The sequence below is a fragment of the Pseudomonas sp. SWRI50 genome (genome assembly GCF_014269095.1).
Classification (GTDB): domain Bacteria; phylum Pseudomonadota; class Gammaproteobacteria; order Pseudomonadales; family Pseudomonadaceae; genus Aquipseudomonas; species Aquipseudomonas kermanshahensis.
In genome coordinates, this window is the sequence record NZ_JABWRW010000010.1 from 11675 (window position 1) to 26723 (window position 15049).

The following is a 15049-nucleotide window of genomic DNA, read 5'->3' on the forward strand; positions in this document are numbered from 1 at the left end:
GCGCGCCTCGTTGCTGTCCGTAAGTCCAGCACAAGCTTAGCTGACGGATTTACTCGGGCATTGATCCACCGCCTTCATCGATTGGGCTTGCAATCAGGGCATTCTCAAAATACTGTATGAATATTCAGTGTTTCGAGTCAGCCGCCATGCAACTCATCGCCAAACTCGGCATTCTTGCCGACGCCGCCAAGTACGATGCTTCTTGCGCCAGCAGCGGTGCGCCCAAGCGTAGTTCGCGCGGCAGCGAAGGCCTGGGTGCCACCGATGGCATGGGCATTTGCCACAGCTATACCCCGGACGGGCGCTGCGTATCGCTGCTCAAGGTGTTGCTGACCAACTTCTGCCTCTACGATTGCCAGTACTGCGTCAACCGGCGCTCCAGCAACGTGCCGCGGGCGCGCTTTACCCCAGAAGAGGTGGTGCGCCTGACCCTCGACTTCTACCGGCGCAACTGCATCAGCGGCCTGTTTCTCAGTTCGGGCATCATCCGCTCGGCCGACTACACCATGGAGCAATTGATCCGCGTGGCACGCCTGCTGCGCGAGGAGCACAACTTCCGCGGCTACATCCACCTCAAGACCATCCCCGATGCCGACCCGCTGCTGATCGAAGAAGCCGGGCGCCTGGCCGACCGCCTGAGCGTCAACATCGAGTTACCGACCGACGCCAGCCTCAAGCGTCTGGCCCCTGAGAAACACGCGCACACCATCCGCCAGGCCATGGCGGTCATCCAACACGGCCAGCAAGCCGTGGCCAACGAACCCAAGGCACCGCGCTTTACCCCGGCCGGGCAAAGCACCCAGGTCATCGTCGGCGCAGACGCCACCGACGACAGCACCCTGCTGCGCAATGCCGAGTCCTTGTACCAAGGCTACGGCCTCAAGCGCGTGTACTACTCGGCTTTCAGCCCGATCCCCGACAGCCCCGACAGTGTGCCCTTGGCAGCGCCTCCGCTGCTGCGGGAACACCGCCTGTACCAAGCCGACTTCCTGCTGCGTGGCTATGGCTACAAGGCCGGCGAACTGCTGGCGCAAAGCGGCAACCTGGCACTGGACATCGACCCTAAGCTTGCGTGGGCGCTGGCCAACCGTGAGGTCTTCCCGCTGGATGTGAACCGCGCCGAGCCAGCCTTGCTGGCACGCATCCCGGGCATCGGCCTGCGCAGCGTGCAGCGTTTGGTAGCGCTGCGACGAGAGCGGCGCATCCGCTACGACGACCTGATTCAACTGCGCTGCGTGCTGGACAAAGCGCGCCCATTCATCGTCACCAGTGACTACCGCCCGGCCCAGGCCGAGCTGCGCAGCGGCCTGCTGCGCGAACGCCTGCGCGAACCCCAGGCACCGGTGCAAATGGGGTTATGGGGATGATCGCGCTCAACTGCGATGACAGCTTCGCCACCTGGCGTGACCAAGCCCGAACGCTGCTCGGCCATGGCATAGACCCAGCCGACGTCACCTGGTCACAAGGCCCGATCGATGATCTGCTGGCCATCCCTGCACCGCTGCCCCAAGGCCCCGCCCCGTTTCGCGGCAAAGTGCCAGCAGCGCTACTGAGCCAGCTGGAGCAGGCAGCCTGCTACCGCGGCGAGCAACGCTGGAACCTGCTGTACGAAGTGCTCTGGCGCGTGGCCCATGGTGACCGCACCGCGATGCTGGCCGGCGATCGCCTGGGCAGCGAATTGCACCGGCGCATCAAACAGGTCAGCCGTGAAGCCCATCACCTGCATGCCTTTGTACGCTTCGTGCCGCTACCCGAAGCGTTGGCGCAGCAGCTGCAACTGGACCTGGTCGCCTACTACGAACCCGCCCACGACATCCTGCACAGTGCCAGTGCGCATTTCGCCGACCGCCTGGGCCGGCAACGCTGGTTGATCGCCACCCCCGCCGACGCTATCCGCTTCGACGGCCAGGCCTTCGACTACCGGCGCACCTGCCCTGACGAGTGGCGGCAATGGGCACGCAATGCCGACGACCCCGGCGCCGAGCTGTGGCGCACCTACTATCGCCACACCTTCAACCCCGCCCGCCTCAACCCGGACGCACTGCGCCTGCACATGCCGGGGCGGTTCTGGCGGCATTTGCCGGAAGGGATGCTGATACCCCAGCTCGAAGGCCTGGCGCGCCAGGGTAAGCAGCGGGATGGGCAGGCGCTGGAGGTGGCTGCGCAGCGGGGAAAGCAAATAAACGAGAACGGCCAGAGAATACCGAAATCCTCTGACCGATAACGAGCAAGCAAGATCCCGCCCCAGCAGTCAGCCAAACAGCTTGGCAACACACCCCAGCTTCTTCTTGTACGACCGCCGCGCCTCCAGCGCCTGCTCCAGGCCCACCGGCAAAAACCGCGCCTGCTGATTAGGCTGCATCTGTCCGACCAGGTCCAAGTCGGCACTGATCACGGTGCCGATCATGGCGTACCCGCCTCCGGACACCGCATCGCGGTGCAGAATGATCGGCTCCAGCCCCGCCGGCACCTGGATCGAGCCGATCGGGTAGCAGCTGTCGACGATGTTCGAGGGGTCCGAGCCGGCGCCAAACGGCTGCTCACGCGGCTGGAAACTCAATGGGCTACCGCCTTTGTAGCGGTAGCCGATTCGGTCTGCCTCGGAGCCGACGGTCCACGCCTCGGTAAAGAAGCGCTGCGCCGCTGCATCGGTCAGGCGATGGAAATACAAGCCTGGGACCACCCGCAACACCACCTCGCCACCCAGCGACTGTCGCAACGCCATCGGCAGGCTCGCGCCGGCGCGGGTCTTGCCGCTGGGCACACCGACCGGCAGCACATCGCCTGCCAGCAACTTTCGCCCATGGTGCCCACCCAAGGCCCCCAGCGCGTAAGTCGATCGGCTGCCGAGCACCTCGGGCACATCGATACCTCCGGCGACAGCCAGGTACGCCCGGGCACCTGCCGTGGGGAACCCGAAGCGCAACACCTGCCCTGCCCTGACCGCGAACGCGGTGTCAGGGCGCTGCTCACGGCCGTCGAGCAATGCCGGCATCTGCGCGCCGCACACCGCCACCAGTGCATCCTGCTGGAACTCAAGTTCTGGGCCCACCAGCGCGCATTCAAGCCCCGCAGCGCCTGCCGGGTTGCCGACCAGATGGTTGGCTGCGCTCAAAGCGTACTGGTCAAGCGCCCCGGAAGGCGGAATGCCCAGGTGGTAATAGCCCTCGCGACCGAGGTCCTGTACCGAGGTGGCCAGGCCGGGTTTGAGTACCTTGATCATGCCAGCACCTCCTGCAGCGTCTTGGGGTAGCCGACCGGGTCGGCGAGGAAGGCATCCAGGGAGAACGCAACCGGACGAATGCGCAGGTTGAAGCAACCGTCTTCCACATCCGCCACCGCCTGGTCATAGGCGCGGCGGTCGATCGGCTTGAACTGCACGATGTCACCCGGGCGGAAGAACACCATGTGCGCCTTGAGGTAGGCCAGTGTCTGCTGCGGGTCGTAGATCGGTGCCGGGGTGACGCCAAACATCTGGTAGCCTCCCGCCCCGCGCACCGAGTAGATGCAACCGAAGCACCCGCCATGGCCAAGGGTCAGCTTGGGCGTGTCGGTACGTGGGCGCAGGTACTTGGGCACCTGCAGTTGCCGCTCGCGCTCGACCATCTGGAACATGAACGGCAGGCCGGCGACGAAGCCAACCATCGACACGAACCAGGGTGCGCCGCTGTGGGCGGCGATGAACGCCTCGACATCGGCCAGGCCGTTGACGCGCGCCGCATACTCAAGGTCGGTGCTGCTCGGGTCCTGGTGGCGATCGCGAAAACGCATCAGCGTTTCGTGGGTCCAGGGGTCGTTGTACAGCACCGGGATTTCGATGATGCGGGTGTGCAGCGAGCGCTCGGCCACCGCCTCTGCCTCGGCGCCGCGTACGGCTTCGAGCAGGGCCTCGGGGGCAATACGGTCAGGGTCGAAGCGGATCTGGAACGACGCGTTGGCCAGGCACACGTCGAGGACGCCCTCCAGGCCAAGCCGCTCCACCGCGCGGGTGACGGCCATGCCTTTGAAAAAGGCCTCCAGCGACATGCTGTCACTGACTTCGGCAAACAGGTGCTCGTCGGCACCGAAGCTGTAGCGGATCGGGGTAGAAGCAACCGGCTCGGCCATGACTGTTCCTTTTCTTGGAATCTTTATAGAAAGGCAGGCGAAATCAAATCGATGCAGCGGCCCCGGCCTAGGTGCGCCAGGTGCCGGTAAAACTCAGCGTGGCGCACGCACCTCGATACCGGCCTGATCCAGCGCCTTGCGCGTTGCCTCGACCAGGTCGAGTGCGCCGGGGGTATCGCTGTGCAGGCAGATGGAATCGAACGTGATGGCCAGGTCCTGCCCCTCGACCGTGCGCACCAGGCCTTGCTGGCAAGCGCGCAGCACGCGCTCGGCGACGGCCCCGGGTTGGTAGCCGCGCACGTTGCGGGTGAACACGATGGAGCCGCTCATATCGTACTCGCGGTCGGCATAGAACTCGCGCACCACCGGCTGGCCAAGTTCTTCGGCAATACGGCAGATCACCGAGCCTGGCATGCAGTACAACAGCAATTGAGGCTCAGTCACGCGCAGGTTCTGCACCAGCAGCCGGGCCGCCACCTCATCGCGCGCCAGGTGCATGTACAACGCGCCGTGGGGCTTGATGTGCTGCAAGGTCACACCTTGCGCACGGGCGATTTCACGCAGCGCACCCAGCTGGTAGAGGATGTCGTCGACCAGCTCCTGGGCGGTGGCATTGATGTGCCGGCGGCCGAAACCGACCAGGTCACGAAAGCCTGGGTGTGCACCGACGCCCACGCCCAGCGCCTTGGCCCGCTCGACAGTGCGGCGCATGGTGCCGGGGTCGCCGGCATGGAAGCCGGTGGCGATGTTGGCCGAGCTGATAAAAGCCATCAGCTCGTTGTCGACGCCATCACCGATGGTCCACGGGCCGAAGCCCTCACCCATGTCCGAATTGAAATCCACCACCTGCATGAACGTATCTCCTGGCACTTGTGACTGCATGCAAGCCACGTTAGATTTTCCACACCCCCTTGGGAAGATCTATAAACAGATAGGGTGTCTTCTGAAAATCAGATACACCGGGAGCCAACCGTGTCATTGACCCTGCGCCAGGTCCGCTACTTCGTCGCCACTGCCGAGATCGGCCAGATTTCACAGGCGGCGATCCACCTGAACATTTCCCAGTCGGCGGTGACCACCGCAATCAAGGAACTCGAAGCGATGCTCGGCGTGCTGCTGTTCCAGCGCTCGGCCCAGGGCATGAGCCTGACCGAGGCGGGCCGGCACTTTCTGAACCGCGCCTACGTGATTTTGCGCAGCGTCGACGATGCGCTGAACAGCCCGCTCCCAGACGTGCGCGCCAGCGGCCTGCTGCGCCTGGCGGCGAGCTATACGGTGATTGGCTACTTCTTGCCACACCACCTGCAACGCCTCGAACACTGGCACCCGGACGTGACCCTGGAAGTGCATGAGCAGGAGCGCAGCGCGATCGAGCAAGGGCTGCTGGAGGGGCGCTTCGACATGGCCGTGGTGCTCACCGCCAACCTCACCCACCCGGATATCGTCTCGGAAACCCTGTTCAACTCCGAACGCCGGCTGTGGCTGCCCGGCCACCACCCGCTGTGCGAGCGCTCGGCGGTGAGCCTGGCCGATGTGGCCAGCGAACCGTTCATTCTGCTGACCGTGGACGAAGCCGAACAAAGTGCCATGCGTTACTGGGAGCAGGCCGGGCAGCGGCCCAGCGTGCGCGTGCGGACCAGCTCGGTGGAGGCCGTGCGCAGCATGGTTGCCAATGGCAGCGGCGTGGCGATCCTCTCCGATCTGGTGCACAGGCCATGGTCGCTGGAAGGCAAGCGGATCGAGACAGTGACCATCAGCGACCCGGTCACGCCGATGAGCGTGGGCCTGGCCTGGCATCGCGAGCGGGCGTTCAGCCCGGCGATGCAGGCGTTGCGCAACTACTTTCATGGTGCATTTCTGGCACCGCAGCAGTTGTCGGCGCGGCGGTGAACCGCTGGGTTGCCGACCTCACGGAATACGCGTCCCCGGGGCTGCTTCGCAGCCCTTTCGCGACGCAAGGCCGCTCCTACACACAAATCGTGCAGGAGACGTAGACCTGATCCGAACGTTCCGCCTGCAACGTCGTCATAACTGTGGCCGGTGCCGACACGCAGAGAGGACGCGAGATGACCCAACCCGACCCGTCATACATCAAGTGGCTCGAGGACCGTTCCATGCTCAAGGCCTCCCAGGAACGGGCTCGCCTGTATTCGGGGCAATCGCGCCTGTGGCAGAACCCCTACGCCGAAGCCCAGCCCCGCCGCGCCACTGAAATCGCCTCGGTGTGGCTCACGGTCTACCCCGACGCCATCATTGCCCCAGAGGGCGGCTCGGTGCTGGCGGCCTTGGCCCACGAGGCGCTGTGGAAGCGTTTGTCGGAAATTGGCATACAAGGCGTGCACACTGGCCCGATCAAACAGTCCGGCGGCGTGCGTGGCCGCGAGTTCACCCCCAGCGTGGACGGTAACTTCGACCGCATCAGCTTCGACATCGACCCGCTCTACGGCAGCGAGCAGGACTTGATCCAGATGAGCCGCATGGCCGCTGCGCACAACGCTGTGACCATCGATGACCTGATCCCTTCGCACACCGGCAAAGGTGCCGACTTCCGCCTGGCTGAGCTGGCACACGGGGCCTACCCTGGGCTCTACCACATGGTCGAAGTGCGCGAGGAAGACTGGCCGCTGCTGCCCGAGGTGCCGGCAGGCCGTGATGCGGTCAACCTGTTGCCGGCTGTGTGCGACGAGCTCAAGGCCCGCCACTACATCGTCGGCCAGTTGCAGCGGGTGATCTTCTTCGAGCCTGGGGTCAAGGAGACCGACTGGAGCGTCACCCCGCCCATCACCGGCGTCGATGGCAAGACCCGGCGCTGGGTGTACCTGCACTACTTCAAGGAAGGGCAGCCGTCGCTCAACTGGCTCGACCCAACCTTCGCCGCCCAGCAGATGATCATCGGGGATGCCCTGCATGCGCTGGACTGCCTGGGCGCGCGTGGCCTGCGCCTGGATGCCAATGGTTTTCTCGGGGTGGAAACGCGGCTCCAGGGCACCGCCTGGTCCGAAAGCCACCCGCTGTCGATCGTCGGCAACCAGTTGATTGGCGGCATGATTCGCAAGGCGGGCGGGTTCAGCTTTCAGGAGCTTAACCTGACAATCGACGACATTGCCCAGATGTCCACGGGCGGCGCCGATCTGTCCTATGACTTCATCACCCGCCCCGCCTACCAGCATGCACTGCTGACCGGCGACACCGAGTTCCTGCGCCTGATGCTCAAGGAAATGCACGCGTTTGGCATCGACCCGGCGTCCTTGATCCACGCCCTGCAAAACCATGACGAGCTGACCGTCGAGCTGGTGCACTTCTGGACGCTGCATGCCCATGACATGTACCTGTTCAAGGGCCAGACCCTGCCTGGCAGTATCTTGCGTGAGCACATTCGCGAAGAAATCTATGAGCGTTTGTCTGGCGAACATGCCCCCTACAACTTGCGCTTCGTCACCAATGGCATCAGTTGCACCACCGCCAGCCTGATCACCGCCGCGCTGGGTATCCGCGACCTTGCGCAGATCGACGCAGCGGATATCGAACGCATTCAGAAAATCCACCTGCTGCTGGTGATGTACAACGCCATGCAGCCCGGTGTGGTCGCACTGTCCGGCTGGGACCTGGTCGGCGCCCTGCCCTTGCCTGCCGAGGCGGTGGCCGAACGGATGCTCGATGGCGACACCCGCTGGATCCACCGTGGCGGCTACGACCTGGCCGGGCTCGCCCCCGACGCCGAGGCGTCGGTGCGCGGCATGCCCCGGGCGCGGGCGCTCTACGGCAGCCTCGACAGCCAGCTCGAGAACAGCGACTCGTTCGCCAGCAAGGTGAAAAAACTGCTGGCCGTGCGCCAGGCCTATGGCATCGCCACCAGCCGCCAAGTGCTGGTGCCCGAGGTCAGTAGCCCTGGTTTGCTGGTGATGGTGCACGAGCTGCCAGCGGGGCGGGGCATCCAGATCAGCGCACTGAACTTTGGCCAGACGGTCATTGCCGAGGAGCTGCTCTTGACCGGCTTCACACCGGGAACGGTGGTGGACATGATCAACGAGACGGTCGAGGGGGATTTGACCGAAGATGGGCGCTTGATGGTCAACCTGGAGCCGTACGAGGCGCTGTGCCTGCGCATCGTGAACAGCAGCGGGCATGTGTGAGGGGCAGCGGCCGCCTTGCTTTTACCGCTTCAGAGGCATAGCTTCCGGGGGACTTCATTTTCCCGTGCCCAGGAGCAATTTCCATGTACACCGGCATCGTCCAGGCCGTTCGCCCGCTGCTTGCTGTGACCCCTTACCCAGGCCACCGGCAGTTCACCGTCGACCTCACCCCTGAACTGCTCGACGACCTCAAGATCGGCGCCAGCGTCAGTGTCGAGGGCACGTGCCTGTCAGTCACCGAGATCGACGGCACGCAGGTGAAGTTCGACGCCATGAATGCCACCCTCGAACGCACCAACCTGCGCTGCCTGACGGCCGGCCAAAGCGTGAACATCGAGCGCTCGGCGAAGATGAACGCGGAGGTTGGCGGCCACCTGATGGCCGGGCACATCGCCACCACCGCCGAGATCGTCGAACAGGTGATCGAAGAGACCGGTGCGTTCATCCGTTTCCGCATGCCAGCGCAATGGGCCAAGTACGTATTCCCCCGCGGCTTCCTGGGGGTCAACGGTTGCAGCCTGACCGTCGCCGATGTCGATGACAATGTCATCACCATCAACCTGATCCCCGAGACCTTGCGCCAGACCACGTTCGCCCACTACAAGGCTGGCGAGCTGCTCAACATCGAAGTGGACCACCAGACCATGGTGCTGGTCGATGTGGTCGAGCGAACGCTCAAGGGCACGCTGGCCCGCGAAACACTGCTGCGCTGAGCATGCTGCCCAACGCACTGCCCGCCCGCAACGCACGACGGCTGAAGCTGCAGGCCCTGCGCGGTCGCGTGGGCCTGGGGCTGGTCGCCGCGCTGTCGGTACTGGCCGGCATGACCGATGCCATCGGCCTGCTGGCGCTGGGTGATTTCGTGTCGTTCATGAGTGGCAACACCACCCGTCTGGCAGTGGCCATCAGCGAGGCGGACCTGGCCATGGTGCTGCGCCTGAGTGGTGCGGTGCTCGGCTTTGTCGCAGGCAATGCGCTGGGCGTGATACTGGCCCGGGCCTGCCGACGCCGCGCCTGGCCGGTGCTGCTGGTGGTCGCCGTACTGCTTGGCATGGCGGCGGCCTGGCCCCTGCAAGCCACCTTTCCGGCGCTGCTGGCAGCGACGCTGGCGATGGGCATGATCAATGCCGTGGTCGAACAGGTGAATGGCCTGCCGATCGGCCTGACCTATGTCACCGGCGCCCTGTCCCGCTTCGGCCGCGGCTTGGGGCGCTGGTTGCTGGGCGAGCGGCGCAACGGCTGGCGGGTACAGCTGGTGCCTTGGGCTGGCATGCTGCTGGGCGCCGCTCTGGGCGCCTGGCTTGAGCACCAACTGGGCCTGCAGGCGCTGGCAGGCAGTTGCGCGCTGGCGTGCCTGCTGGCCCTGGTGACACGGTTCATTCCTCGCTCATGGCAACGCGGCTACATGCCGCGTTAATCAAACGCTGCGGGTAGCGCCGAAGAACCCTCGGCCCGTCCCTTAATCGATGCGCGGGTGTTGCTGCACCAGCAGTTTGCGCTTGGCCTCAAGCTCGGCGATCTGCGTGTCGATGTCCTCGATCTTCTGCTCGATATTGTCGTGGTGCTCCTGCAGCAGCTCGCGCGCTTCATCAATGTCCGATGCGGCAGGTGCTGCGCCGCGCAGCGGCTTGTTGGCGGTCTCTTTCATGGTCAGGCCAGTGATCAGGCCGATGGCCGCGATCACCATCAGGTAATACGCCGGCATGTACAGGTTGCCCGTGCTTTCCACCAGCCAGGCCGCCAAGGTCGGGGTAAGCCCCGCGATCAGCACCGAGATATTGAAGGCACTGGCCAACGCGCTGTAGCGGATATGCGTGGGGAACATCGCCGGCAACGTCGACGCCATCACGCCGATAAAGAAGTTCAGCAGCACGGCAATGATCAACAGCCCGGCAAAGATCAGCCCGAGCGCACCGCTGTTGATCAGCATGAAGGCCGGAATGGCCAGCGCGAACAGCCCGACACTGCCGACCATGATGAAAGGCCGGCGGCCGAACTTGTCGCTGAGCAGGCCGATGATCGGTTGCACGAACAGCATGCCGACCATGATCGCAATGATGATCAGCACCCCGTGGTCTTCGCTGTAATGCAGGTTGTGCGACAGGTAGCTGGGCATGTAGGTGAGCAGCATGTAGTAGGTGACGTTGGTGGCGATCACCACGCCAATGCAAGTCACCAGGCTGCGCCAGTGTTGGGTGGCGACTTCCTTGAACGACACCTTGGGGCCGGAGGCCAGGCCTTCGCGGTCGCCCTGCTCAAGCTTCTCGACGTGTTGCTGGAACGCAGGTGTTTCTTCCAGCGCATGGCGCAGGTACAGACCAATGATGCCCAGCGGCAGGGCCAGGAAGAACGGCAGGCGCCAGCCCCACTCAAGGAACTTCTCCTCGCCCAGCACGGTGGAAATCAACACCACCACGCCTGCGCCGAGCACAAAGCCTGCGATCGAGCCGAAATCCAGCCAGCTGCCGAGGAAGCCGCGTTTGCGGTCGGGTGCGTACTCGGCAACGAAAATCGACGCCCCGGTGTATTCACCGCCCACCGAAAAGCCCTGGGCCATCTTGGCCAGCAACAGCAGGATGGGCGCCCAGATGCCGATGGTGGCGTAAGACGGTATCAGGCCGATGGCAAAGGTGCTCAACGACATGATCACGATGGTCGCGGCGAGAATCTTCTGCCGGCCGAACTTGTCGCCCAGGGCGCCGAAGAACAACCCGCCCAGCGGGCGAATCAGAAACGGTACCGAGAACGTCGCCAGGGCGGCGATCATTTGCACACTGGGGTCGGCGTTGGGGAAGAACACCTTGCCGAGCGCGTAGGCAACGAAGCCATAAACGCCGAAGTCGAACCACTCCATGGCGTTGCCCAGTGCGGCAGCGGTGATCGCTTTGCGCATCTTGGCGTCGTCGACGATGGTGATATCTTTCAAGCCAATTGGCTTGACGCTTTTCTTGCGAGATTTCATTCCCATTTCCTTGTCACTGAATGCTCTATGGCATCAGAGACAAAGGGACACAAAATAATTCAGCGCTTAGTAAATTTTTTGTGGCTAGAGGCCATCTTCGGGTATTCGCGGCCCTTGGTGGGCCGCGAATACCTTCTACTGATCAGATGCCTTCGCGGGCCAGGTCCATGGCGAAGTAGGTCAGGATCAGGTCGGCGCCGGCGCGCTTGATGGCACCGATGCTCTCACGCACCACGCGCCCTTCGTCGATGGCACCGGCGAGGCCGCCGAACTTGATCATCGCGTACTCGCCACTGACCTGATACGCCGCCAGCGGCAGGCGCGAGGCCGCGCGGATGTCGGCGATCACGTCCAGGTAGGCACCGGCCGGCTTGACCATCAGCACATCGGCCCCTTCCTGCTCGTCGAGCAACGATTCGCGCACGGCTTCGCGGCGGTTCATCGGGTTCATCTGGTAGCTCTTGCGGTCGCCTTTGAGCGTAGTGCCGCCCGCTTCGCGGAAGGGGCCATAGAGCGACGAGGCGAACTTGGTCGAGTAAGCCATGATGGCAGTGTCATGGAAGCCTGCGGCATCCAGGGCGCCGCGAATTGCCTGGACCTGACCGTCCATCGCCGCCGATGGCGCGATGAAGTCGGCACCGGCTGCGGCCGCGACCACGGCCTGCTTGCCCAGGTTGGCCAGGGTGGCGTCGTTGTCCACGCCGTGGTCGTGCACCACGCCGCAATGGCCATGGCTGGTGTATTCGCAGAAGCAGGTGTCGGACATCACGATCATTTCCGGCACGGTGTCCTTGCAGATCCGCGCCATGCGCGCCACCAGGCCGTTTTCGTTCCAGGTGTCACTGCCAACCTCGTCCAGATGGTGCGAGACACCAAAGGTCATCACCGACTTGATGCCGGCGCGGGCGTAGCGCTCGATTTCCTGCGCCAGCAGCTTTTCAGGGATGCGGTTGACGCCAGGCATGCTGGTGATCGGCACGAAATCGTCAATGCCTTCTTCGACGAAGATCGGCAGGATCAGGTCTTCAAGGCGAAACTCGGTTTCCTGGAAGATCGAGCGCAGGGATTCGTTCTGGCGCAGACGGCGGGGACGAACGGAGGGGAAACGGTTGGACATGACAGCTCCAGGGAATATGGACGGCGTACACCATATGCCTGTTGAGCTTCAGTGAAAAGGCTGAATGACGAGATTGTGTCTTGCGGTGGGGGTAATAGCGGGAGTTTGCAGCGCGTGTGCCGGCCCCTTCGCGGGTACACCCGCTCCCACAGGGGTGGGGGCGCCCACAGGTACAGCGCTTTGGGTAAAAGCGGCGCTGTACCTGTGGGTGACTGTTTACTGCAACCAGGGCGGTGGCGGTTCTTCGCCCTTGACCGGGCCGCGCTCGGCATCGGCCAGCGCCGCTCGGCGGCGGGCGTCGTCGAGCCGTGCGGCGTCGATTTCGCGCAGCACGCCATCCACGTCGGCAGCCTCGTCATCCTCCTCGTACTCGCCGGTCAGCGGGCTGTCCGGTTTCAGCTCGCCGGCCTCGTACAACGCCCACATTTCCTGCGCGTAACGGGTGCTCTTGAGCTCGGGGGCGAAGCGGCCGAAGTACAGCGCCATGTTGCCCACATCACGTTGCAACATGCTGAACGCATGGTTGTTACCGGCCGCATCCACCGCCTGCGGCAAGTCGATGATCACCGGGCCTTCAGGGCCAAGCAACACGTTGAACTCGGACAAGTCACCATGCACCAGCCCCGCGCACAGCATCAACACGATCTGGCGGACGACGAATGCATGGAACTCGCGGGCCTCGTCGGCTTCCAGGTGCACGTCGTTAAGGCGTGGCGCGGCATCGCCATCGGCGTCCGTCACCAGCTCCATCAACAGTACGCCATCCTGGAAATCATAAGGCTTGGGCACCCGGACACCGGCACTGGCCAGGCGGAACAGGGCCGCCACTTCGGCGTTCTGCCAGGCGTCCTCGGCCTCTTTGCGGCCGTATTTGGAGCCTTTGGCCATGGCCCGGGCCTGGCGGCTGTTGCGGACCTTGCGGCCTTCCTGGTACTCGGCGGCCTGGCGGAAGCTACGTTTGTTGGCTTCTTTGTAGACCTTGGCGCAGCGCACTTGGGTACCGCAACGCACCACGTAGACGGCTGCTTCCTTGCCGCTCATCAAAGGTCGCAGTACTTCGTCGACCAGGCCGTCTTCGATCAGGGGTTCGATTCTTTTTGGAGTCTTCATCAGGCTTGAGTTCTGGGGTCCTGTGGCCGAGCCGTGGAGGTGGCGGTCATCCTCTCACAGCCTGATGGATCTTGCTCGTCTGTGATGCAACGTTCGTCTGTTCAGGGTGTTTCGGGCGCCTAGGCGCCCTGCCCCACAGCACTGCCTTGCGCCACCCGCGCCCGTCGGCGGGTGATCAACAACCCCGAGCACACCACGAACACCGCCAGCACCATTGTCGAAACCACTTCAAGGCGATGATCCGGGCGGAACAGCATCAGCACCAGCACGCTGCTGATGAACAGGATCACGCCCCAGGTCAGCCACGGGAACAGCCACATGCGGTAGCTCAGCGTCTTGCCCTGGGCGGTCAGGCGCTTGCGCAGGCGCAGCTGGGAAATGGCGATAACCAGATAAACCAGCAAGGCAATGGCGCCGGAGCTGGCCATCAGGAAGCCGAACACCTTGGCCGGCACCAGGTAGTTGGCGATTACCGCCAGGAACGCCGCCCCGGTAGACAACAGCACCGCGACAATCGGCGTACCGCTGCGGCTGGTCACCTGCGCACAGGCCGGCGCGTCACCACGGCGGCTCAACGAATAGACCATGCGTGAGGCGGTGTACAACGACGAGTTCAGGCAGCTGGTCACCGAAGTCAGCACGACGAAGTCGATGATGGCCTTGGCATGCGGCACGCCGAGCGTATCCAGCACCGTGACATACGAGCCTTCAGTGGCCAGCCGTGGGTCGGTCCAAGGCACCAGCGCGATGACGATGAAGATCGACAGGATGTAGAACAGCGTGATCCGCCAGATCACCGAGTTGGTGGCCTTGGAGATGTGCTTGCCCGCCTCGTCGGACTCTGCAGCGGCAATGGTCACCACCTCGGCCCCAAGGAACGAGAACATGGTGATCAGCATGGCGCTGAGCACCGCGCCGAAGCCGTTGGGCATGAACCCACCGGTATCCCACAGGCGCGAAACACCGCTGACACCGGCGCTGGGCAGCAGGCCGAAAATGGCACAGGCACCCAGAATGATGAAGGCGACGATGGCAATGACCTTCACCAGCGCCAGCCAGAACTCGAATTCACCGTAGTTTTTCACGCTGAACAGGTTGGTGGCGGTCAGCAGCAGCGTAATCACCAACGACAATACCCAGATCTCCATCTGCGGCACGTAGGTGTTGATGATGGTGGCGGCAATGTTGGCTTCGATGGGGATGATCAACACCCAGAACCACCAGTACAGCCAACCGATGGTGTAGCCGGCCCACTTGCCGATGGCAAGGTCGGCATAGGTGGAGAACGAGCCGGTGTCCGGCGAAGCGACTGCCATTTCCGCCAGCATGCGCATCACCAGCACCACCAACCCGCCCGCCAGGATATAGGCCAGGATGGTTGCAGGCCCGGCTTCGGCGATGGCCCGCCCAGAGCCAACGAACAGGCCGGCGCCGATCACCCCGGCAATGGACAGCATGGTGACATGCCGCGATTTCAATCCATGACTCAAATTGTTTTTGTCTGTTTGCATGGTCTTACCTTCTTATTCTTGTCATGCCCGCGCTAGGCCGTCAGCACGCATGGCTAGCGAACGTGGGCGCGAAAAAGCCCGCCCTGCCCTAAATGGTGAGTAGGGCAAG

General features: G+C 63.7%; 13 protein-coding genes. 6 read left to right on the plus strand and 7 right to left on the minus strand.

Annotated elements, in window-relative coordinates; all coding sequences use genetic code 11:
• Nucleotides 1–146 precede the first annotated feature (146 nt).
• Together HU750_RS12765 and HU750_RS12770 are read left to right on the plus strand one after the other, a co-directional pair.
• Nucleotides 147–1367 (plus strand): putative DNA modification/repair radical SAM protein, encoded by a 1221-nt coding sequence (locus tag HU750_RS12765; RefSeq protein WP_186680106.1) that lies wholly within the window; start codon nucleotides 147–149, stop codon nucleotides 1365–1367.
• Nucleotides 1358–2224, plus strand: coding sequence for a TIGR03915 family putative DNA repair protein (locus HU750_RS12770; protein ID WP_186680108.1), 867 nt, complete (start codon nucleotides 1358–1360; stop codon nucleotides 2222–2224). The genes HU750_RS12765 and HU750_RS12770 overlap by 10 nt, the downstream gene beginning before the upstream one ends.
• Nucleotides 2225–2251: 27 nt before the next feature.
• On the opposite strand, the gene HU750_RS12775 is transcribed toward HU750_RS12770, so the two are convergent.
• The 3 genes from HU750_RS12775 to HU750_RS12785 form a co-directional block, all read right to left on the minus strand.
• On the minus strand, nucleotides 2252–3223 hold the full coding sequence (locus HU750_RS12775; protein WP_186680109.1) for a 5-oxoprolinase subunit C family protein: 972 nt from the start codon (nucleotides 3221–3223) through the stop codon (nucleotides 2252–2254).
• Complete coding sequence (locus tag HU750_RS12780) at nucleotides 3220–4107, minus strand: 5-oxoprolinase subunit B family protein (protein WP_027593497.1); 888 nt, start codon at nucleotides 4105–4107, stop codon at nucleotides 3220–3222. Before HU750_RS12780 ends, HU750_RS12775 begins: the two co-directional genes overlap by 4 nt.
• A 93-nt stretch (nucleotides 4108–4200) precedes the next feature.
• Nucleotides 4201–4959, minus strand: a complete 759-nt coding sequence (locus HU750_RS12785; RefSeq protein ID WP_186680343.1) for a 5-oxoprolinase subunit PxpA — start codon at nucleotides 4957–4959, stop codon at nucleotides 4201–4203.
• Nucleotides 4960–5079: 120 nt separating this feature from the next.
• On the opposite strand from HU750_RS12785, the gene HU750_RS12790 reads away from it, so the two are divergent.
• The 4 genes from HU750_RS12790 (at nucleotide 5080) to HU750_RS12805 (ending at nucleotide 9657) form a co-directional block, all read left to right on the plus strand.
• Nucleotides 5080–5997, plus strand: coding sequence for a LysR family transcriptional regulator (locus HU750_RS12790; protein ID WP_027593499.1), 918 nt, complete (start codon nucleotides 5080–5082; stop codon nucleotides 5995–5997).
• Between the two features lie 176 nt (nucleotides 5998–6173).
• A complete protein-coding gene (gene treS, locus HU750_RS12795) occupies nucleotides 6174–8240 on the plus strand; it encodes a maltose alpha-D-glucosyltransferase (protein WP_186680110.1) in 2067 nt (688 codons plus the stop codon).
• A gap of 83 nt (nucleotides 8241–8323) precedes the next feature.
• Complete coding sequence (locus HU750_RS12800; RefSeq protein ID WP_186680111.1) at nucleotides 8324–8953, plus strand: riboflavin synthase subunit alpha; 630 nt, start codon at nucleotides 8324–8326, stop codon at nucleotides 8951–8953.
• A gap of 2 nt (nucleotides 8954–8955) precedes the next feature.
• On the plus strand, nucleotides 8956–9657 hold the full coding sequence (locus HU750_RS12805) for a YoaK family protein (protein WP_186680112.1): 702 nt from the start codon (nucleotides 8956–8958) through the stop codon (nucleotides 9655–9657).
• A 42-nt stretch (nucleotides 9658–9699) separates the two neighbouring features.
• Here the strand turns inward: HU750_RS12805 and proP are convergent, their stop codons facing one another.
• The 4 genes from proP to gabP all read right to left on the minus strand — a co-directional run bounded on the left by proP (nucleotide 9700) and on the right by gabP (nucleotide 14940).
• Nucleotides 9700–11202 carry a glycine betaine/L-proline transporter ProP gene (gene proP, locus HU750_RS12810; protein ID WP_027593503.1) on the minus strand — a complete coding sequence of 501 codons (1503 nt, stop codon included), beginning with the start codon at nucleotides 11200–11202 and terminating at the stop codon, nucleotides 9700–9702.
• A 142-nt stretch (nucleotides 11203–11344) separates the two neighbouring features.
• Entirely contained in the window at nucleotides 11345–12319 is a 975-nt protein-coding gene (gene hemB, locus HU750_RS12815; protein WP_186680113.1) for a porphobilinogen synthase, read from the minus strand.
• A 216-nt stretch (nucleotides 12320–12535) separates the two neighbouring features.
• Nucleotides 12536–13429, minus strand: coding sequence for a PA4780 family RIO1-like protein kinase (locus HU750_RS12820; RefSeq protein WP_027593505.1), 894 nt, complete (start codon nucleotides 13427–13429; stop codon nucleotides 12536–12538).
• Nucleotides 13430–13548: 119 nt separating this feature from the next.
• Entirely contained in the window at nucleotides 13549–14940 is a 1392-nt protein-coding gene (gene gabP / locus HU750_RS12825) for a GABA permease (protein ID WP_099454354.1), read from the minus strand.
• Nucleotides 14941–15049: the final 109 nt, after the last annotated feature.